Consider the following 21,282-nt stretch of genomic DNA (forward strand, 5'->3'; position numbering starts at 1 on the left):
GTGGAATTCCATATATATCCCGATTTTTTGTATGTGCACCGATTTTCCTTATAATTCTTGAAATTTCCGATAAATGGATTGGACTTTATTTCTGTCTAATTCTACAATCGATTTGTATACAAAATATTGTTTGTGGAGGTGTGCAAGGGTTGGTTAAGTATGTGTTGAAAAAACTATTATTTATGCTGCTATCGCTTTTCATACTCGCATCTGCAACCTTCTTCCTGATGAAGGCTATTCCGGGTGACCCTTTTACATCCGAGAAAAAAGTATCGCCTGAAATTCGGGTTTTGCTGGAACAGAAGTATGGATTGGACAAACCGATGTATGAACAATACCTGAAGTATATGGGTGGAATCCTTAAGGGAGATTTCGGAGTCTCAATGAAATATCTCAATCGAGATGTAGCCGGAATGATCGGCGAAACATTCACCGCTTCGCTGAAGCTTGGAGTGTTTGCAATTGTTATCTCCATTATTGTGGGTGTTTTGCTGGGCCTTATTGCGGCAGTTTACCATCGTAAACTCATTGATGATATCACGATGATCCTCGCTGTCATAGGTATAGCTGTTCCGAGCTTCTTGCTTGCTTCACTATTGCAGTATCTCTTTGCTACTAAATTAGGCTGGTTTAACGTTATGGGCTTTGATGGTCCATTGGATTACGTTCTTCCGGTTGCAGCGCTATCTGCATCTCCGATTGCTTTTATCGCTCGTTTGACGCGTTCGAGCATGCTTGAAGTCTTACATGCAGATTATATCAAAACAGCTAAAGCCAAAGGTCTGAAATGGCCTGCAATTATGTTTAAACACGTTGTAAGAAACGGTATTCTACCGGTAGTAACTTATGTTGGTCCAATGACAGCGAATATCATCACAGGTTCCGTTGTAATTGAACAGATCTTTAACATCGGGGGAATTGGTAAAGTATTCGTAGAGAGTATCACAAACCGTGATTACACTATGATCATGGGGATTACAATTTTCTATGGTATCCTCCTGATGTTGGCTCGTTTCTTTACGGATATCGCTTACGTGCTGATTGATCCTAGAATTAAGCTGGAAAGCCGGAAGGGGGCATAACGTTGTCTGGCACGAATAATAAAAAGAATGAAACGGCGAACACGAACCTGACTAGTCAGGCAGCGGTTAAACCGCAAGAAAGTGTATCCCTTTTTAAAGATGCCATGTACAGACTTGCAACCAATAAGGCTGCTATGATAAGTCTGGGTGTATTGGTTCTTGTCGTGATTTTCTCTTTGATTGGTCCAACTTCTTTGTTTACAAGTTATAATTATTATTCCAATGATTTGTTGAATGCCAATGCAGCGCCGAGTGCGGAGCACTGGTTCGGTACGGACGAGCTTGGTCGTGACGTGTGGGTAAGAACTTGGGTAGGAGCACGTGTATCCCTAACTGTAGGTTTGGCCGCAGCCTTGATTGACCTTGTTATCGGGGTTATTTATGGAGCGATCATGGGTTTCTACGGTGGACGTGTAGATGGAATTATGAACAAGTTTTCCGAAATCCTCTACTCCTTGCCGTACATGCTTGTTGTAATTTTGTTGCTGGTTGTACTGGAACCAAGTCTGACAACGATTATCATTGCCCTCACCATCACAGGCTGGATCAGCATGTCATGGATTGTGCGTGGTGAGATTATGCAACTCAAAAACAGAGACTTTATTCTTGCTGCAAGGTCCATGGGAGCAAGCACAGGGCGTCAATTGTTCCGTCATTTGCTGCCCAATGCAATAGGACCGATTCTTGTAACATTGACATTGTCTATTCCAAATGCAATCTTTGCCGAAGCGTTCCTGAGCTTCCTTGGATTGGGTGTATCTGCACCAAGATCTTCACTTGGTTCTATGATCAATGATGCACTTACAGGCTGGACGCTATTCCCTTGGCGGATGTGGTTCCCAGCAGGTCTGATGGTTCTTACAATGCTTGCATTTAACTTGCTCGGAGACGGTCTGCGTGACGCACTCGATCCGAAATTACGTAAATAGAAATAGGAGGTGGGATTATGGAGCCGATTTTAACAGTCAAAGACCTGAGTGTGTCGTTCTCAACACGTTCTGGTGAATTTGATGCCGTTAAAAATGTGAGTTTTGAAATTGGCAAAGGAGAGACGCTGGGGATCGTAGGTGAATCGGGTAGTGGTAAGAGTGTTACCGCCCAAACCATCATGAAATTGATTCCCTCCCCGCCTTCGAAGGTCAAAAGCGGAGAAATTACTTTTCACGGGCAAGACCTGCTGAATAAGACAGACAAACAAATGGAAGCGATTCGTGGTAAAGATATCGGTATGATCTTCCAAGATCCAATGACTTCATTGAATCCTACCATTAAAATTGGTAAACAAATTACTGAAGTATTGCGCAAGCATCAGAACATGTCCAAACAAGCGGCGAATAAAGCGGCTTTGGAGATGCTGGAACTTGTAGGTATTAAAAATGCGGCTATTCGCATGAATCATTATCCTCACCAATTCTCTGGTGGTATGCGTCAGCGTGCCATGATTGCGATCGCACTTGCATGTCGTCCATCCCTTCTGATTGCGGATGAACCGACAACTGCACTTGACGTTACAATTCAGGCTCAAATTCTGGATGTCATGAAAGACATGCAGCAAAAGCTGGGAACATCGATTATGCTGATTACGCATGACCTTGGTGTCGTAGCGGGTATGTGTGACCGTGTTGTTGTTATGAAGGAAGGCGAAGTTGTTGAAACAGGAACAACTGCTGAAATCTTTAGTAACCCTCAACATCCATACACGATTAAATTGCTGAATGCTTTGCCTCGTCTGGACGAGCCCAAAAAGGAAAAACCAGCTCCGGCTGGTATTATCAAAGGCAGCAATAAGCCTCTGGTACAAGTGAAAAACTTGAAACAGTACTTTAATTTGGGTAAAGGTAACATTCTCAAAGCGGTCAATGACGTAAGCTTTGATATCTTTGAAGGTGAAACACTTGGCGTTGTAGGCGAGTCCGGCTGTGGTAAATCCACAACAGGTCGTACTATTCTGCGTCTTTACGAGCCAACTGGTGGAAATGTTAACTTTAACGGAACGGATATCTACAAGTTGTCTCCGCGCAAAATGAAAGAAATGCGTAAAGATATGCAGATGATCTTCCAAGATCCATATGCATCCCTTAACCCGCGTTTCAACGTAATGGATATCATCGGGGAGTCCCTCGATATTCATGGTCTGGCTTCCAGCTCTAAAGAGCGTAAGAGACGAGTGGAGGAGCTGCTTGATCTGGTAGGTTTGAACCCAAGTCATGCACTGCGTTATCCACATGAATTCTCCGGTGGTCAAAGACAACGGATCGGGATTGCGCGTGCACTTGCTGTAGACCCCAAATTCATCATCTGTGATGAGCCATTGTCTGCACTGGATGTATCCATTCAGGCGCAGGTCGTTAAATTGCTTGAAGAACTTCAGCAACGTCTCGGCTTGACGTACCTGTTTATTGCGCATGACTTGTCGATGGTTAAACATATCAGTGACCGTGTCGCTGTAATGTACATGGGTAAAGTGGTTGAGCTCGCAGAAAGTGAAGAACTGTATGCGAACCCTGTCCACCCTTATACCAAAACATTGCTTTCAGCAATCCCTGTACCTGATCCGGAAGTGGAAGCGAACAAACGTCGCATTTTGCTGCCGGAAGAGCATATGAGCCCGATTCAGAATGGATCCGGTGGTCCTGCAAATGACCCGTACAACCTGGAAAATGCTCAATTGATTGAGGTTTCCAAAGGTCACTGGGTTGCAGAACCTTACGTATAACAGGAATATTAAAGCGATATGCTATTATTGATGTATTAAATGCCGCCGACTCGTTCGGCGGTTTTTTTTTGTATTTTAATCACTTTCTTTTGACGAAGCGGCCTTGAATTCGGTACAATCAAGAAAGGCTCTTTGAAGCAGAATAGGAGGCAGACCTCATGAACGGTATTACCGAGGCACTCCGCAGCGGATCAAGACTTGCAGAAGATTATATCTGTTCAAGAGATGCTGCGCGTGGCCTTTACGAGTATGACATTCGCTGGGAATCAGGACTTCAGGCACGTGCCGAGTGGCTGGACCAATCGGAAAACACACGTATTGATCGTCGTGATCTGGCAGAGTATTTACGTATATATAATAAGCGGGTGAACGACCATGGAGAGGTTCATGCGTCCATCACACGTCTTGCAGAACAAGATGCACTAGTGGTTACAGGAGGACAGCAGAGCGGTTTGCTCACCGGACCCCTGTTCGTCATATACAAAGCCGCCAGCGTAGTGGCAGCTGCGCGTGAAGCGGAAGAAAGACTTCAACGCCCGGTAGTCCCAGTATTTTGGATTGCCGGTGAAGACCATGACTGGGATGAGGTTAACCACACATATCTACCTGATCATCAGGGAGACATGAAGAAGGTCAAGTTACAAGGACGATTCGCAGGAAGGGATTCTGTGAGTAATGTTCATGTGGATTCGCAGCAGTGGGTGAATGTACTCGAACAGGTGGAACATCTTTTACCTGATACGATACATAAACCAGGACTGATGAAATGCATCACAGAGATCCATCAATCCAGTTCAAATCTGAGTGATGCATTTGCCCGCATGATATCTGCTTTGTTTGCCAGTAGTGGACTTGTTCTAATGGATGCATCGGATCCAGATTTACGCAGGTTGGAACAGCCCGTGTTTGAGCGGCTGATACGAAAGAATGAAGTGCTGCGCAGCGCATACACACAAGGTGCTTCGCTGGTACAACAAGCTGGTTATGCTATGCCTGCCGAAGTAGCGGAGGATGGAGCCAATCTGTTCTACATTCATGAAGGTACGCGTCTGCTCTTGTTGTTGAAGGACGGTTTATATAATGATCGCAAAGGTTTGGTTTCTTTCACAGAGGAGCGTTTGCTTCAGGAACTGGAAGAACATCCGGAGCGCTTCAGTAACAACGTATTGACGCGACCTTTAATGCAAGATTCCGTACTGCCTGTAGCCGCTGTTATTTTGGGGCAAGGTGAAATTGCATATTGGGGTTTGACTCGGGAAGCATTCCGTCAGTTCGGACTGCAAATGCCCATTTTGTTGCCGCGGTTGTCCTTCACCATTATGGAAGATATTCATTATAAACATATGAAACAATATGGGCTTTCTTTCCAGGATGTACAATATCATATGGAAGAAAAGAAAGAACAGTGGCTCGCACAACAGGAGACGTTCCAGGTAGATGAACAGTTTGACAAGGTACAGGAAGCATTTCTTGAACTGTATGGACCGTTGCTAGATGAGATCGCGGAGATTCATCCGGGGTTGGAACGAATTGGCGATACCAATTTGAGTAAAATCAACGAGCAAATGCAGTATCTGAAACAGCAGACTCACAAAGCCATTGAAGATAAACATAATGTGAGTCTAAGGCACTGGAACGGCATTCAAAACTCCTTGTTTCCAACGGGCAAACCACAGGAACGAGTACATAATGCACTCTTTTACCTGAATCGTTATGGCTCCGAGTGGATCGATGAACTGATTAAGGCCTCAAGCGAATTCCTTGGAGAGCACAAGGTTATTGCACTATAGAGCCCTTTATAATAGAAGAAACACATAAACAAGGAGGATATGGAATGACTACATCTGCGTTGCAAAACAGTATTGTGAAAGATATGGGACTCGCTTCAGAGGGTCATCTGAAAATTGACTGGGTAGAGGCACATATGCCGGTATTAAACCGCATTCGTCGCCAGTTCGAACAGGATCTGCCTTTCAAAGGTTTGAAGGTCGCGATTTGTCTTCATTTGGAGGCGAAAACAGCTTACTTGGCAAAAGTGATTCAAGCGGGTGGGGCGGAAGTAACGATTACGCACAGCAACCCATTGTCTACACAAGATGATGTCTGCGCAGCATTGGTGGAAGACGGCGTTACAGTGTATGCGAAATACAATCCGGAACCTGCGGAATTCAAATCATTGCAACTTCGTGCGCTAGAGGTGAAGCCTGATCTCATTATTGATGATGGCGGAGACTTTGCTACCATTATTGCATCCGAGCGCCCTGACCTCGCAGCAACAATTCGCGGCGGAGCAGAAGAAACGACAACGGGTATTATTCGTTTGAAAGCATTGGCGAAAGAAGGCCAATTGAAGTTCCCAATGGTTGCGGTTAATGACGCATACTGCAAGTATCTGTTCGATAATCGCTACGGTACAGGACAATCTGCATTCGACGGAATTATTCGTACAACCAACTTGGTTATCGCTGGTAAAAACGTAGTTGTAGCAGGTTATGGCTGGTGTGGTAAAGGTGTAGCGATGCGGGCCAAAGGTCTTGGAGCGAATGTGATTGTAACTGAGATCGATCCAATCAAAGCAGTAGAAGCACACATGGACGGATTCCGGGTCATGACGATGGTGGAAGCCGCCAAATTGGGCGATTTCTTTATTGCGGTTACAGGAAATAAGGATGTTATCACGGGTGAGCATTACGATGTGATGAAGGATGGAGCAATCCTGAGTAATGCGGGTCACTTTGATGTTGAAGTGAATAAACCTGAACTGGCCAAACGTTCGGAATCGATTCGCACAGTTCGCCGTAACATTGAGGAGTACCGTTTCAAAGACGGTCGTAAAATGTATCTTCTTGCAGAAGGTCGTCTTGTAAACCTGGGTGCAGCAGATGGTCACCCTGCCGAAATCATGGATACGACGTTTGCCCTGCAGGCACTTGGTCTGCGTTATGTAAGTGAGAATTATGAAAACTTGGGTAAAAACGTTGTTAATGTACCTTATGATATTGACCAGCAGGTTGCCAGCTATAAACTTGAAAGCCTGAATATTGGCATCGACTCCTTGTCAGCTGAGCAAGAGAAATACCTGGATAGCTGGAAATTTTAAGCACTATCCAATAATTACAAGCTGATGAAATGATTCAATAGGTATAGAATGGTATATTGATGATATGGCTCATGTGCGGGTAGATATAAGATTGCCCGTTTAAGGGAAGCGTCTTTGATCCTGAGTGACAGGATCAAGGACGTTTTTTTATGCTGAAAAATTAAAAAATCAAGTAATGCAAGAAGGGTTTTGATTTTTTTGTGCGAATCTATTATGCTTAGGTGGTGGAAAGTGGGGCAAAGTGGGAGAAACGGGTGAGGAGTGAGTGGGCCAATGTTTATGGGGGAGTTCCAACATAGCATTGATGATAAGGGTCGGGTTATCATTCCGGCTAAATTCCGCGAATCTCTGGGACCGTCTTTCGTTGTCACACGGGGTTTGGACCAGTGTCTTTTCGTGTACCCCATGGAGGAGTGGGGGGTCATGGAACAGAAGCTCAAAGCACTGCCATTGATGAAATCTGATGCACGTGCGTTTACCCGGTTTTTTTTCTCGGGTGCAACCGAATGTGAACTGGACAAACAGGGCAGGGTAAATCTGCCGGGCAATTTAAGAGAGTATGCCAAGCTGGACAAGGATTGTGTTGTTCTTGGCGTGTCGAACCGGGTGGAGATTTGGAGCAAAGGCATATGGGAGAGTTATTTCAATCAATCCGAAGAAGCATTCAACGACATTGCCGAAAAGCTGGTCGATTTTAATTTTGATTTATAAAGTCAGGAGGGGTGCAGGTTGTTTCACCACATAACCGTACTCAAAGAAGAGGCAACAGAGGGATTAAACATCAAGCAGGACGGTATATACGTGGACTGCACTTTAGGCGGTGGCGGTCATAGCTCCGTGATTGCTTCCAAGCTCGGTCCAGGGGGACGTCTGATCGCACTTGATCAGGATGATTGGGCTTTGGATAATGCTCGCGAGAAGCTCGCTGCTTATGGAGAACGTGTAACATTGGTGAAAACCAATTTTCGAGATCTGGAACAGGTACTCAAGGATCTGGATGTACCAATGATGGATGGTGTGCCACAGGTCGACGGTATATTGTACGACTTGGGTGTGTCATCTCCGCAATTTGATGAAGGAGAACGTGGATTCAGTTACAATCACGATGCTCCGCTCGATATGCGAATGGACCAGGATGCAATGCTGACGGCCAAAGAGATTGTGAATGAGTGGCCAGAAGAAGAGATTGCTCGAATTTTGTATCGCTATGGTGAAGAGAAGTTTTCGAGAAGAATTGCCCGTGTTATCGTCGGAAAACGAGCGCAGTCTACCATTGAGACGACAGGTGAACTCGTGGAACTGATCAAGGAAGGCATCCCGGCGGCAGCTCGACGTACTGGTGGACATCCTGCCAAACGCAGCTTCCAGGCACTACGCATTGCCGTCAACGATGAGTTGGGTGCGTTTGAGGAAGGCTTGCATCAGGCTGTTCGTTGTCTGGCGCCAGAAGGACGTGTATCTGTTATTACCTTCCACTCCCTAGAGGATCGGATATGTAAACAGATTTTCAGCAGTTATCTGGAAAAATGTACATGTCCACCCGATTTTCCGTTGTGTGTATGCGGCGGCAAGGGGACCCTGCGATTAGTTAACAGAAAACCGTTGATTCCAACGGAAACGGAATTGACCGAAAATTCACGTGCTCGTTCAGCCAAGCTGCGCGTAGCCGAGAAATTGTAGATCAAGAGTGGAGGAGAGAATCGGAGTATGGCATATACACGTGGTAATCTCGCTGTAAAAGAAAAAGCGTCCCAGGAACGTGTGACCCAGCAACGATACAAAGAAACCACCAAAGTGGTGACCCGTCGTACGGGTCTTCCGGCACGCGAGAAGATTTTGTATCTGATTACCCTGGTTGCGGTCATCCTTGTTGGAGGAGCCTTGATGTCTCGTTATGCTCATATCTATGATCTGAACAAGCAGGCTCAGTCCACTATTTCGGATATCAAGGGGTATGAAAAGACGATTGCAGACCTGCAGGTAGAAAAAGAAACATTGAACAACCAGGTCATCGAAAATGCAAAACAACTTGGTTACGTTGAAGCTTCCGGTAAGGATGTCATTTATGTGCCTCGCTCAACAAGTACGAAATCAACTGGTACTGAGTCATCCTCGAATACAGCAAGCAGTAAGTAAAGAGGTGTTCCGATGATAAAAAGAATAAAGATGCGCACGTTGCTTATAGGGGGATGTATTACCCTCTTTTTTCTTGTACTCGTAACCCGAATCTTTTTCATTCAAGTTGTGAATGGCGGTGTATGGCAGGAACGGGCAGCCGGTTTGGTAGAGCGGGAACAGACGATTAAGGCAGCACGTGGGACGATTACGGATCGCAATGGTAACGTTCTGGCTACTGATTCGCCTGCATACACGGTTTCCGTGAATCCTCTATTAATTAATGAACTTGGGATTCAGGATGTAGTGACAGAAAAGCTCTCAGCCCTTCTTGGGAAAAATGAGAGTGAGATGCGTGCTCTGGTCACAGCCAAAAATGCAAAGGGTAAGTTTTTTCAGCAACGTGAAGTGCGCAGTGAAGGATATAAAATAAGTCCTGAACTTGCGGCACAAGTCAACGAGTTGCGTGAAGAACTGCAAGATGAATATAAGGCGCGTAATGCAATTGTGATGGCTCAGGAGTCGAAGCGTTTTTACCCTGAAGAAACACTTGCCTCTCACCTCTTGGGATATATGAGCCGTGATGGGAAAGCTGTCAATGGACTTGAAGTCTCATATGATGAAGCACTGACTGGTACAGACGGATATCTGAATTATCAGAAGGATGCCAAAGGCATTAAACTTCCGGATTCACAGGATAATTATCTGCCACCTCAGAACGGTAAGAACCTTACGCTGACCATCGATGATACGATCCAGTTCTACATTGAGGATGCAATGAAAGAAGCCGTTGCCAAGTATAATCCATTGAGCATGACGGTCATTGCTGCGGACCCAAACACCATGGAGATTCTAGGGATGGCCAACTGGCCAACTTTTAATCCGAATACGTATGGGAGTACACCTGATCAAAAGAATTTTATTAACCATGCTACTCAATCCATCTATGAGCCAGGCAGTACATTCAAAATAGTTACGCTAGCAGGGGCTGTAGAAGAAAAACTCTTCGATCCCAATGCAAGTTTTGAATCCAAACGCATGTATATTGGTGGTTTCCCAATTAGTGATAATGGTCATGCCTATGGTTGGATCTCGTATCTCGAGGGTGTCAAACGGTCAAGTAACATTGCTTTTGTTAACTTGGGTTACAACATGCTTGGCGGTGAACGTCTGCGTCATTACATAGACGAATTCGGTTTCGGCAAAAAGACGGGTATTGATCTGCCAAATGAGGCAGCGTCCCCGATCAAGCCACTGGTTTACAAATCCGAGATTGCCACGGCAGCCTACGGGCATGGTCTTGTACAGGTAACACCAATTCAACAGGTCGCAGCCATCTCTGCGATTGCCAACGGCGGCAAATTGCTGGAGCCACATCTGGTGAAGGAGATCAAGAACCCGAATGATGGGACAACGGAAGTGATCAAACCCAAAGTTGTTCGTCAGGTGATTTCCAAGGAATCTTCCAAACTGGTGAGCGGTTATTTGGAACAAGTGGTTGCAGACCAAACGATTGGTACCGGTCGTAACGCCTATATTGAAGGTTACCGTGTAGCTGGTAAGACAGGTACGGCAAGAAAGGTTGTTAACGGAGCATACAGCAAGTCAAAAGACGTTGTATCGTTTATTGGATTCGCGCCCGTGAATAATCCGAAGATTGCTATACTTGTTGTCATTGACCAACCGGATGGAACCAACATTGGGGGAGGAACCGCAGCTGCGCCGGTGTTCAAAAAGATTGTCAGCCAGACTCTTCAATACATGGGAATACCCAAAGATACAGCCAAAACTCCTGACAAAAAGTCAAAAGAAGTCTCTGTCGTGCAAGCCAAGGCACCTGACCTAAGTGGCAAGACAGCCAAACAGGCCAGAAGCCAGCTTCTAAGCGCAGGTATTGCTTATGTGACTCTTGGTCAAGGTGATAATGTAATTCGGCAGTATCCGGTTGCTGGCGCTTCTATGAATCCAGGCCAACGAATCTATCTGCTAACGGAAGAAAGCAGCAAGATGAAGATTCCCGATCTAACAGGTGAATCTCTCCGTGATGCCCTTGAAGTACTTTCTCTCATGAAGGTGGGGGTTACGGTAAAAGGTGAGGGTTATGTCGTGAAGCAAACCGAGCAGGTCGCAGGTGAGCAGAGAACTGTGCAGTTGAACTTGCAAACTGCCAAAGCTGCAGTGACAGGTATAGCCGATGAGGCTCCGATCTCTTCTGATCCGTCGTCAGAAGCTGAAGTGAAGGAACAAGAGCCTTCGGGCGGAGAAGGTAAAACCGACGGAACAGACGAAACAGATGAAACAGATAACAATAAGGCTCCTGCCAATGAATCGGAATCCTCTGATGATCCAGCCACAAACGGAGCTTCGCTTCCTTAGGGAGCTCTGACAGCTTGTTCTAACCCCCGGTTGTCCTGAATATTCATGAATGGAACGAATGTCATGATTTTGGGACGAGTGGGGGGATCTTTTCGTGAAGGGATCAAGCGTAAATCTGCGGCGCAGGTTGCTATGGAGTTTAATGATTTTAGTTTTGTTATTTTCGGCCCTGATGATCAGGCTTGCTTATGTACAGCTCGGGGAAGGCCCTGAATTGTCAGCAAAAGCAGAAGAATCCTGGCGGCGTAATATTCCTTACTCAGCCAAGCGGGGGGAGATCCTGGATCGAAATGGAACCTCTCTGGCCTATAATGTGACAACACCAACCATTATGGCCATTCCGGCTCAGGTTAAAGAAGCTGAAACGACAGCTAAAGCGCTGGCCCCATTGCTTGGGATGACGGAAGAAAAAGTGCTCGCAACCATCAAGAAACGAGAACTCATTGTACGACTACAACCCGGCGGCCGCAAAATTACGATGGAGAAAGCTCAGCGCATCCGTGATTTGAAGCTTCCGGGTATCGTTGTTGCTGAGGACAATAAACGTTTTTATCCTTATGATGATTTGGCTGCCCATATTCTTGGTTTTACGGGCATTGATAATCAGGGCTTAACAGGTGTCGAGAAGAAATATGATGATAAGCTGAATGGTTTGAATGGCAGTGTGTCCTACTTGTCCGATGCGGCCGGAAGGCTAATGCCGGGCTCATCCGAGAAGTATGTGGAACCGAAGGACGGCCTTAACCTCAAGCTGACCATTGATAAATCCATTCAGTCCATCATGGAGAGAGAATTGGATCAGGCCATGGTGAAGTTCCAGGCGAACTCAGCATTGGCCATAGCGATGAATCCCAAAACGGGTGAAATCTTGGGGATGTCCAGCAGGCCGGGATACGAACCTGCCGATTATCAGCAATATCCAGCGGAGATATACAATCGCAATTTACCGATCTGGATGACCTACGAGCCCGGCTCCACATTTAAGATCATTACTTTGGCAGCAGCGCTTGAAGAGAAAAAGGTCAATCTGCAACAGGATCAATTTTTTGATCCCGGATATGTTGAGGTGGGTGGAGCCCGTCTGCGTTGCTGGAAAAAGGGAGGCCACGGAAGTCAGACCTTCTTACAAGTTGTGGAGAACTCATGTAACCCGGGCTTTGTGGCTTTGGGGCAGAGGCTGGGCAAAGAATCGCTCTTCTCCTATATTAAAGACTTTGGTTTCGGTACCAAGACAGGGATCGACCTCAGCGGAGAAGCCAGTGGAATTCTGTTCAAACTGTCCAGAGTGGGACCTGTCGAGCTTGCAACGACTGCTTTTGGTCAAGGTGTATCCGTAACGCCCATTCAGCAAGTAGCAGCTGTGTCAGCGGCCATCAATGGGGGTAAACTTTACAAGCCTTATGTTACCAAAGCGTGGGTCCATCCGGTCACAGGGGAAGTTATGGAAGAAGCCAAGCCGGAACTGGTTCGTCAGGTGATCTCGGAGAATACATCCAAACAAGTACGTGAAGCACTCGAGAGTGTTGTCGCAAAAGGTACCGGGCGTCCGGCATTCATTGATGGATACCGGGTCGGTGGCAAAACAGGTACAGCCCAGAAGGTTATCAACGGACGTTATTCCTCGACTGAGCATATCGTATCCTTTATCGGATTTGCACCAGCAGATGATCCACAGATTGTGGTCTATACCGCAGTTGATAATCCAAAAGGAATTCAGTTTGGAGGTGTGGTTGCCGCCCCGATTGTGCAGAACATCCTTGAAGATGCTTTGCATTATATGAATGTACCTGTTCGGAAGGATCAGGTCGCCAAAGAATACAAGTATGGTGAAACCAAAATCGTGACAGTCCCAGACCTGACAGGAGCTACTGTTGAAGATCTGTACGAAGACCTGAACATGAATTTTATGCTGGCGAAGTCTGGCAGTGGTAAATACGTGATTAATCAGGCACCTAAACCTGGCGCGAGGGTAGATCAGGGATCAACCATCCGCATTTATATGGGGAATGTACTGAACGATGCACATGATCACACAAAGGATGAATAACAGGACTTAGGGGTAGTTTGAGGCTTCTAGCGCAACAAAATTCATCCAAGTGCGTTTCATTATAGGGTTGTATTGACGATATTAATAAATACAGACATATGTTAAAACTGAAGTATAATTGGAAAAGTGAGGTTATTCATGTGCTTTTAAAACAATTTGCATCGATGCTGACCACCGCCCGCCTCGTGGGCGAATCAAATACAGAATGCCAAAACCTTCAGACAGATTCCCGGCAGGTAAAACCGGGTGATCTGTTTATCTGTCTTCCGGGACATACGGTAGATGGTCATGATTATGCAGAAAAAGCTGTAAATGCCGGTGCAGTTGCATTGGTGGTTGAACGGCAGCTGGATCTGCCTGTACCACAATTACTGGTGAAGGACAGCCGATTTGCGATGGCTGTTCTGGCAGATTTCTTTTTTGACTCGCCAAGCCAGAAGATGAATATGATTGGTGTAACGGGAACGAACGGAAAAACAACGACCACCTATTTAATTGAAAAAATCATGAGTGATTACGGGCGCAAGACGGGATTGATCGGTACTATTCAAATGCGGTATGACGGTCGCACCTACCCGATGTCAGGAACGACACCAGAGGCGCTTGATCTGCAGCGTAGTCTGCATGATATGGTTCAGAAGGGTACGGACTGCTGTGTTATGGAAGTTTCTTCTCACGCATTGGAACAAGGACGAGTAAAGGGAACAAATTTCCGTACTGCGGTATTTACTAACCTGACGCAAGATCATCTGGACTACCACCATTCCATGGAGGAATATCGCGGGGCCAAAGGATTGTTCTTTGCACGTCTGGGTAACGGTTATACGGAAGATGTTTCACAGCGTAAATTCGCTGTCATCAATGCAGATGATCCGGCTGCGGCTTATTTCATCTCTGTGACTGCGGCTGAAGTGATTACATATGGCATGGGTGAAAAGGCGGATGTACGCGCATCCCAAATCTCAATCACGTCTCAGGGAACTTCTTTCCACGTGGATACATTTGCAGGCAGCGCGGATATTCGATTGCGCATGGTAGGCAAATTCAATGTGTACAATGCAATGGCAGCAATCTCTGCAGCGCTGGTGGAAGGTATTCCGCTGGAAGAGATCAAGCGCAGTCTGGAGACGGTTCCGGGCGTGGATGGACGTGTTGAAGGAGTGGACGAAGGACAGCCATTTGCTGTTATTGTCGATTATGCCCATACACCGGATGGACTGGAGAATGTGCTGCGGACGGTGAAGGAATTTGCCGAAGGACGTGTAATTTGCGTGTTTGGCTGTGGTGGTGACAGGGACCGTACCAAACGCCCTCTCATGGGGAAAATTGCTGCGAATTATAGCGATTTTGTACTAGTTACTTCCGATAATCCACGGACAGAAGATCCGGATCTGATTCTCAAAGACATTGAACAGGGCCTGATTGAAGAATCCGTTCCTGCTGAACGTTATACGATGATTGTGGATCGACGCCAGGCGATTCATGAAGCTATTGAAATGGCAAGCCCAGCCGATGTAGTATTGATTGCGGGCAAGGGTCACGAGACTTATCAGATTATCGGCACAACCAAAACCGATTTTGATGACCGAATCATAGCCAAAGAAGCGATAAGGGGCAAATCCAATTGATAAAAAGAACATTGGCACAATTGGCCGAGATGTGTGGAGGAACATTAAGTGACGTTGCCGCTCAGGGCAATGTAATAGTCGAAGGGGTGTTTACCGATTCGCGTAAACCTCTGGAAGGCAGTTTATTTATCCCGCTAGTGGGTGAAAGGTTTGACGGACACGAATTTGTGCAAGCCTGTCTAGAGAAGGGAGCTGCAGGCGCGATCTGGCAAAAGGATCATGGTATTCCGCCACAAGGAGCTGTCATTGTTGTTGACGACACACTTGTCGCACTGCAAGCACTCGCATCTGCTTATCTTACGGAGAATAAAGCGGCTGTAGTCGGCATTACAGGCAGCAACGGCAAGACAACAACAAAGGACATCGTTGATGCCATTCTCTCAACGACGTTCAAAGTGCATAAGACGCAAGGCAACTTTAATAATCACATTGGTTTACCACTGACTGTATTGAGTATGCACCCGGATACCGAGATTATCATTTTGGAGATGGGTATGAGTGGTCGCGGGGAAATTAACGATTTGTCGGTTATTGCTCAGCCAGATGTAGCGATTATAACCAATATTGGTGAATCTCATCTGCTTCAGCTGGGATCCAGATTGGAGATTGCCAGAGCCAAAGCCGAGATTGCCGCGGGATTGAAGCCTGGCGGGTTACTGATCTACAACGGAGACGAGCCTTTAATTGCACAAGTCCTTGAAGAGCCCGCAACGAAACAACCTGAGGGATTGCAGCGGTTTACATTTGGTCTGCAAACCGATAATGATGACTATCCTACCGGACTTATGAATGCGCAGAACGGCGTAGTTTTCACCACCAAACAGTCTGGAGAACATGCATTTACGCTACCTCTGCTGGGAACGCATAATGTCGTTAACTGTCTGGCTGCTTTGGCTGTAGCCCGTCATTTCAAAGTGACGACGGAGCAGATTGCAGCGGGATTGTCTCGCTTGAAACTGACAGGCATGCGTATTGAGGTTACTCAAGGCGTTAGTGGTCTAACCCTGCTGAATGATGCATACAATGCAAGTCCAACCTCCATGAAGGCCGCAATTGATGTACTAGAGGGTCTGAAAGGATACCGCATGAAAGTGGCTGTGCTTGGTGATATGCTTGAACTTGGACCTGAAGAACAGAATCTGCATCTTGGAATTGGTGAGTATATTACATCTGCCAAAATGGACATGGTGCTCGTATATGGTCCGCTATCAGCACATATTGCTGAAGGAGCAAGAAAGCATATGCCGGCAGAGGGTGTTCGTGCTTTTATAGATAAAGAAGAAATGACCCGTTATCTACTGGAGAAACTACATCCCAGAGACGTTGTCTTGTTCAAAGCCTCAAGAGGCATGAAGCTGGAGGACGTGGTCGAAGCATTACAAATAGCACCATTACAGAATCGAGTAGACTAGAGGGGTGAACCCATGGATTTTCAGGTATTACTGTTAACAATCGGTGTTTCATTTATTCTGGCGGTGATTGCCGCACCGCTCCTGATTCCGCTGTTACGTCGAATGAAATTTGGACAGCAAGTTAGGGAAGATGGGCCTCAGAGCCATTTGAAAAAAAGCGGAACACCTACAATGGGTGGAGTCGTCATTTTAGTTGCGTTCACATTGGCCTTTTTGAAATTTTCGGCAGTCAAGAATACAGACTTTTATGTCTTGCTTGTGGCTACGCTGGGATTCGGGCTTATAGGTTTCCTTGATGACTACATCAAAATTGTGTTCAAACGTTCGCTGGGACTGACGGCCAGACAAAAAATGCTGGGGCAGTTGTTCTTCAGTGCAGTGATGTGTTTCTTGCTGATTCAGAATGGACACAGCACAGCCATCTCTATTCCGGGTACGTCATTTTCGTTTGACTGGACCGGATGGTTCTATTATCCATTTGTCGTATTCATGATGCTTGCCATTACCAATGCGGTTAACTTTACCGATGGTCTGGATGGTTTGCTGTCAGGTGTAAGTGCGATTGCCTTTGGCGCGTTTGCCATTGTGGCGATGCAAGCCACGTCGATGCCGGCAGCAGTGTGTGCAGCAGCGATGATCGGAGCCGTACTCGGTTTTCTGGTATACAATGCACATCCGGCCAAAGTGTTTATGGGAGACACCGGTTCTCTGGGGATTGGCGGTGCGATTGGTGCGGTAGCCATTGTAACCAAGACAGAGCTTCTTTTTGTCATCATTGGCGGTATTTTTGTTATCGAGATCCTGTCTGTCATCATTCAAGTGGTATCTTTCAAGACTCGTGGCAAGCGTGTATTCAAAATGAGCCCCATTCACCATCACTTTGAATTAAGTGGTTGGTCAGAATGGCGGGTTGTTATTACCTTTTGGGCGGTAGGCGCAATTTTGGCCGCTCTTGGACTTTATCTCAACAAGGGGTTGTAGATCATGAACCATCCTGAATCATATCGCGGACAACAAGTAGTCGTGCTCGGATTGGCGAAAAGTGGCGTACAGGTCGCCAAAGTGCTGGATCGCGCCGGAGCGAAGGTTACAGTAAATGATAAAAAAGAGAGAGATCAATGTCCCGAAGCTTCCGAATTGGAGGCTTTGGGAATTTCTGTTGTATGCGGAGGACATCCGGATAATCTGATTCACAGTGGTGTGAAGCTGGTCGTTAAAAATCCGGGTATCCCATACCATGCAGCTCCTGTGCAGCAAGCTATGGCATTGGGCATTGAAGTGGTGACCGAAGTAGAGGTAGCTTATCATCTATGTGCTGCACCCATGATCGGGATTACGGGTTCCAACGGTAAAACAACAACGACCACTTGGGTGGGTAAAATGTTGGAGCATGCCGGCCTCAAACCGATCGTTGCCGGTAATATCGGAACACCTCTCTGTGAAGCGGCAGAGCAAGCTTCTCCAGATAACTGGATGGTTGTTGAGCTTAGCAGTTTCCAGCTCAAAGGAACGGTTGATTTCCGTCCCCGGATTGCTAGCTTACTTAACGTTGCAGAGACACATCTGGACTATCACGGGAACATGGATGATTATGTGGCTTCCAAAGCCAAACTGTTCGCCAATCAGCAGCCTGACGACGTAGCCATTCTAAATTGGGATGATGCGGTATGTCGTGGTCTGGTTCCTTACATCAAAGGCAGATTGATCCCCTTCTCAGTGACAGAGAAATTGGATACAGGTGTGTATGCAGATCCTCCTTATGTGGATGGAGATGAGGACGATGTGAAGCGTCAGGTTATCTACGCAGATGAAAACGGAGATCACCACATCATTATCGACATCGAGGATATTGGCCTTCCTGGGCGATTTAATGTTGAAAATGCACTGGCTGCTGTAGCCATTGCGGTAGCGGCAGGAGCTGATCCTGCGGTGCTGGCTGCACCGCTCGCAGACTTCAAGGGAGTTGAACACCGACTTGAATATGTCCTGGAGCATAACGGCTCTGCATACTACAACAACTCCAAAGCAACCAATTCGAAAGCTACGGTCATGGCCCTGAATTCGTTCAAGGAACCGGTCGTATTGATTGCCGGTGGGCTAGATCGTGGATCAGACATGATGGAGTTGTTGCCCTTGTTCCAGGAACGGGTAAAAGCTGTCGTTGCAATTGGAGAGACACGGACAAAAATTGCCAAGGTCGCGGAACTTGCCGGATTAAAGCAAATTAAGGTCGTCGATAATGAGGAGGACGCTGCCCGGACGTTAACCGTTGCTGTGCAGGAAGCATCGAAGCTTGCCAGTGCCGGTGATGTCGTTTTGTTATCCCCGGCATGTGCAAGTTGGGACATGTTTGCTTCCTATGAAGAGCGGGGACGCATTTTTAAAGAGGCGGCGCATAACTTGTAAGTAGGGGGGTGGAAAAGCCCCTACTTCCATGCAAGGGGTGGCCTCCTGATGAAACAGACGCGACCGGCACCAGATATTTGGTTGCTGATTTGTATTTTGGCATTGCTTGCCATCGGCATTATTATGGTATATAGTGCGGGCTCGGTGCTTGCCTTTCATGACTATGGCGATTCATTTTATTTTGTGAAAAGACAGGCCCTGTTTGCGGTGCTTGGGCTTGTGGCCATGTTCGTAACTGCTAACGTAGACTACCGGGTGTGGAGGAAATATGCCAAGCCTATATTGATTGCCTGTTTTATTATGCTCATTGCGGTGCTCATTCCTGGAATTGGTGTGGTTCGCGGTGGTGCAAGAAGTTGGCTGGGCATTGGTTCGTTCGGTATTCAGCCCTCGGAATTTATGAAGCTGGGCATGATTCTGTTTCTCGCTCACTGGCTGAGCAAGGAGCCGGGCAAAATCAAAACCTTCACAACGGGGCTTCTGCCACCGCTGGGATTGATCGGTTTGGCTTTTGGGATTATTATGCTGCAACCTGATTTGGGGACTGGCACCGTGATGATGGGCGCATCGATGCTTATTATTTTCACAGCCGGAGCGCGAATGAAACATCTGAGCTTGCTTGCTCTTGGCGGCGTAGCGGGGTTTGCAGCTTTGATTGCAGCAGCACCCTATCGGTTGCAGCGTATCACAGCGTTTTTGGACCCGTGGTCCGATCCATTGGGTGCCGGATATCAGATCATTCAATCCTTATACGCGATTGGTCCGGGTGGACTGGCGGGATTGGGACTGGGTATGAGCCGGCAGAAGTACAGTTATGTACCTGAACCGCAAACGGACTTTATTTTTAGTATTTTGGCCGAAGAACTCGGCTTTATAGGTGGAATGATTGTATTATTGTTGTTTCTGGTGCTGGTGTGGAGAGGAATGCGTGTAGCCATGACCGTTCCGGATGCCTTTGGCAGTCTGCTTGGTGTTGGTATCGTAGGTATGGTCGCCGTACAGGTCATTATTAACATTGGTGTTGTCATTGGCATGATGCCTGTTACGGGCATTACATTGCCCCTGATCAGTTACGGCGGATCATCATTGACCCTCATGCTCACAGCACTGGGCATTTTAGTGAATTTATCCCGTTATGCGAGGTGACTATGCGATGCGAGTCGTTCTAAGCGGTGGCGGCACGGGTGGACATATCTATCCGGCCGTTGCCATAGCAAGACAATGCGAGGCGGAGAACCCGGACTCGACATTTCTATACATTGGAGGAACCAGAGGGCTGGAAAGCAAGCTGGTTCCCCAAGAAAATATTCCTTTTAAATCCATTGATATTACGGGCTTTCGGCGGAAATTGTCCATCGACAACCTGAAAACGGTCATGCGTTTCATTCAAGGTGTACGCAAGTCCAAAAAAATGCTGAAGGAATTCAAACCGGATGTTGTGATTGGTACAGGTGGATATGTGTGTGGACCTGTGGTATATGCAGCAACAAAACTGGGAATTCCGAGTATAATTCATGAACAGAACGCCATTCCTGGTCTGACGAACAAATTTTTGATGCGTTATGTGGACACGGTTGCCGTTAGTTTTGAAGGTTCTGAAAAATCGTTTTCCGGCGCAAAAAAGGTGATCTACACCGGTAATCCCCGAGCGACTACGGTAGCCCAAGCTAGCCGTGATCGTGGTTTTGCCACGTTAGGTGTACCGATGAACAGCCGTGTTGTTCTTGTGGTTGGTGGCAGTCGCGGGGCAAAAGCAATCAATCAGGCCATGGTGGACATGGCTCCATTGCTGGAACAACTGGACGATGTACATGTAGTTTACGTGACAGGGGATACCTATTTTGATGAAACGCGTGAAGCCATTCGCAGCTCATTGGGTACGATGCCAAACCACCTGCATGTCCTGCCTTATGTGCACAATATGCCTGAGGTGCTTGCCTGCACATCCTTGATTGTAAACCGTGCAGGTGCATCATTCCTTGCGGAGATTACATCACTGGGTATTCCTTCGATCCTGATTCCGTCACCTAACGTGACTAATAATCATCAGGAAGCCAATGCACGTACGCTTGAAGGTGGAGCCGCATCACTCACGATGCTGGAGAAGGATCTTACAGGCAAAGTCCTGTATGAAGCCATCGCCAAGATTATGAATGATGAATCGGGACGCAAACGAATGGCTGAAGCCTCTAGGAAACTGGGGAAACCCGATGCAGCTGAAGTGCTTGTTCATGAAATTCAGCGTCTTGCTGCACGCCGATAAAGTGTGTTTGTGGGCGATTGTCACACACAAGACGGGGCTGACATAAGATACCGTATAAATCGTGACCATCGTTCCATGGCGCCAGAACACGGTCTGTCACAACAGAACATACCGTGCTCATCGGTTTTGAAGCAAAG

The 21,282-nt window shown here is 46.8% G+C and carries 16 protein-coding genes; all 16 read left to right on the forward strand.

Features of this window, described 5'->3' with window-relative positions; translation table 11 throughout:
- Nucleotides 1-149: 149 nt before the first annotated feature.
- The 16 genes from FE296_RS11045 (at nt 150) to murG (ending at nt 21,145) form a co-directional block, all read left to right on the forward strand.
- Entirely contained in the window at nt 150-1,082 is a 933-nt protein-coding gene (locus tag FE296_RS11045) for an ABC transporter permease (RefSeq protein WP_076211567.1), read from the forward strand.
- Between the two features lie 47 nt (nt 1,083-1,129).
- Nucleotides 1,130-2,011 carry an ABC transporter permease gene (locus FE296_RS11050; protein ID WP_371129057.1) on the forward strand — a complete coding sequence of 294 codons (882 nt, stop codon included), beginning with the start codon at nt 1,130-1,132 and terminating at the stop codon, nt 2,009-2,011.
- A gap of 17 nt (nt 2,012-2,028) precedes the next feature.
- The gene (locus FE296_RS33900) at nt 2,029-3,798 is read left to right on the forward strand and encodes an ABC transporter ATP-binding protein (RefSeq protein WP_150364967.1); all 1,770 of its coding nucleotides are present in this window, start codon (nt 2,029-2,031) and stop codon (nt 3,796-3,798) included.
- A 158-nt stretch (nt 3,799-3,956) separates the two neighbouring features.
- Complete coding sequence (gene bshC, locus FE296_RS11060) at nt 3,957-5,588, forward strand: bacillithiol biosynthesis cysteine-adding enzyme BshC (RefSeq protein WP_150364968.1); 1,632 nt, start codon at nt 3,957-3,959, stop codon at nt 5,586-5,588.
- Between the two features lie 44 nt (nt 5,589-5,632).
- A complete protein-coding gene (locus FE296_RS11065) occupies nt 5,633-6,898 on the forward strand; it encodes an adenosylhomocysteinase (RefSeq protein ID WP_124116015.1) in 1,266 nt (421 codons plus the stop codon).
- A gap of 273 nt (nt 6,899-7,171) precedes the next feature.
- On the forward strand, nt 7,172-7,609 hold the full coding sequence (gene mraZ, locus FE296_RS11070) for a division/cell wall cluster transcriptional repressor MraZ (protein WP_017687291.1): 438 nt from the start codon (nt 7,172-7,174) through the stop codon (nt 7,607-7,609).
- A gap of 18 nt (nt 7,610-7,627) precedes the next feature.
- On the forward strand, nt 7,628-8,578 hold the full coding sequence (gene rsmH / locus FE296_RS11075) for a 16S rRNA (cytosine(1402)-N(4))-methyltransferase RsmH (protein ID WP_150364969.1): 951 nt from the start codon (nt 7,628-7,630) through the stop codon (nt 8,576-8,578).
- A 27-nt stretch (nt 8,579-8,605) separates the two neighbouring features.
- The gene (locus tag FE296_RS11080; protein ID WP_036674831.1) at nt 8,606-9,034 is read left to right on the forward strand and encodes a hypothetical protein; all 429 of its coding nucleotides are present in this window, start codon (nt 8,606-8,608) and stop codon (nt 9,032-9,034) included.
- A 12-nt stretch (nt 9,035-9,046) separates the two neighbouring features.
- Nucleotides 9,047-11,389 (forward strand): penicillin-binding transpeptidase domain-containing protein, encoded by a 2,343-nt coding sequence (locus FE296_RS11085; protein ID WP_150364970.1) that lies wholly within the window; start codon nt 9,047-9,049, stop codon nt 11,387-11,389.
- A gap of 94 nt (nt 11,390-11,483) precedes the next feature.
- Nucleotides 11,484-13,436, forward strand: coding sequence for a stage V sporulation protein D (locus FE296_RS11090; RefSeq protein WP_036614879.1), 1,953 nt, complete (start codon nt 11,484-11,486; stop codon nt 13,434-13,436).
- 140 nt (nt 13,437-13,576) lie between these two features.
- The gene (locus FE296_RS11095; RefSeq protein ID WP_124116018.1) at nt 13,577-15,064 is read left to right on the forward strand and encodes a UDP-N-acetylmuramoyl-L-alanyl-D-glutamate--2,6-diaminopimelate ligase; all 1,488 of its coding nucleotides are present in this window, start codon (nt 13,577-13,579) and stop codon (nt 15,062-15,064) included.
- Nucleotides 15,064-16,476, forward strand: a complete 1,413-nt coding sequence (locus FE296_RS11100) for a UDP-N-acetylmuramoyl-tripeptide--D-alanyl-D-alanine ligase (RefSeq protein ID WP_124116431.1) — start codon at nt 15,064-15,066, stop codon at nt 16,474-16,476. Before FE296_RS11095 ends, FE296_RS11100 begins: the two co-directional genes overlap by 1 nt.
- Nucleotides 16,477-16,488: 12 nt before the next feature.
- Nucleotides 16,489-17,457: a phospho-N-acetylmuramoyl-pentapeptide-transferase gene (gene mraY / locus FE296_RS11105; RefSeq protein ID WP_047843751.1), complete on the forward strand. Its 969-nt coding sequence runs from the start codon at nt 16,489-16,491 to the stop codon at nt 17,455-17,457.
- 3 nt (nt 17,458-17,460) lie between these two features.
- Entirely contained in the window at nt 17,461-18,882 is a 1,422-nt protein-coding gene (gene murD, locus FE296_RS11110) for a UDP-N-acetylmuramoyl-L-alanine--D-glutamate ligase (RefSeq protein ID WP_150364971.1), read from the forward strand.
- 48 nt (nt 18,883-18,930) lie between these two features.
- On the forward strand, nt 18,931-20,028 hold the full coding sequence (gene spoVE / locus FE296_RS11115; RefSeq protein ID WP_062835457.1) for a stage V sporulation protein E: 1,098 nt from the start codon (nt 18,931-18,933) through the stop codon (nt 20,026-20,028).
- A 7-nt stretch (nt 20,029-20,035) separates the two neighbouring features.
- Nucleotides 20,036-21,145 carry an undecaprenyldiphospho-muramoylpentapeptide beta-N-acetylglucosaminyltransferase gene (murG, locus tag FE296_RS11120; protein ID WP_150364972.1) on the forward strand — a complete coding sequence of 370 codons (1,110 nt, stop codon included), beginning with the start codon at nt 20,036-20,038 and terminating at the stop codon, nt 21,143-21,145.
- Nucleotides 21,146-21,282 lie beyond the last annotated feature (137 nt).

Origin of the sequence: Paenibacillus sp. UASWS1643 (assembly GCF_008693195.1) — a bacterium.
GTDB classification, from domain to species: Bacteria; Bacillota; Bacilli; order Paenibacillales; family Paenibacillaceae; genus Paenibacillus; species Paenibacillus amylolyticus_B.

Bases quoted from the DNA above. Each gene is read 5' to 3' on its own strand.
- murD (WP_150364971.1), top strand. From the start codon at position 17,461: ATGAACCATCCTGAATCATATCGCGGACAACAAGTAGTCGTGCTCGGA.
- murG (WP_150364972.1), top strand. From the start codon at position 20,036: ATGCGAGTCGTTCTAAGCGGTGGCGGCACGGGTGGACATATCTATCCG.
- mraZ (WP_017687291.1), top strand. From the start codon at position 7,172: ATGTTTATGGGGGAGTTCCAACATAGCATTGATGATAAGGGTCGGGTT.
- FE296_RS11080 (WP_036674831.1), top strand. From the start codon at position 8,606: ATGGCATATACACGTGGTAATCTCGCTGTAAAAGAAAAAGCGTCCCAG.
- FE296_RS11065 (WP_124116015.1), top strand. From the start codon at position 5,633: ATGACTACATCTGCGTTGCAAAACAGTATTGTGAAAGATATGGGACTC.
- FE296_RS33900 (WP_150364967.1), top strand. From the start codon at position 2,029: ATGGAGCCGATTTTAACAGTCAAAGACCTGAGTGTGTCGTTCTCAACA.
- FE296_RS11085 (WP_150364970.1), top strand. From the start codon at position 9,047: ATGATAAAAAGAATAAAGATGCGCACGTTGCTTATAGGGGGATGTATT.
- mraY (WP_047843751.1), top strand. From the start codon at position 16,489: ATGGATTTTCAGGTATTACTGTTAACAATCGGTGTTTCATTTATTCTG.
- bshC (WP_150364968.1), top strand. From the start codon at position 3,957: ATGAACGGTATTACCGAGGCACTCCGCAGCGGATCAAGACTTGCAGAA.
- spoVE (WP_062835457.1), top strand. From the start codon at position 18,931: ATGAAACAGACGCGACCGGCACCAGATATTTGGTTGCTGATTTGTATT.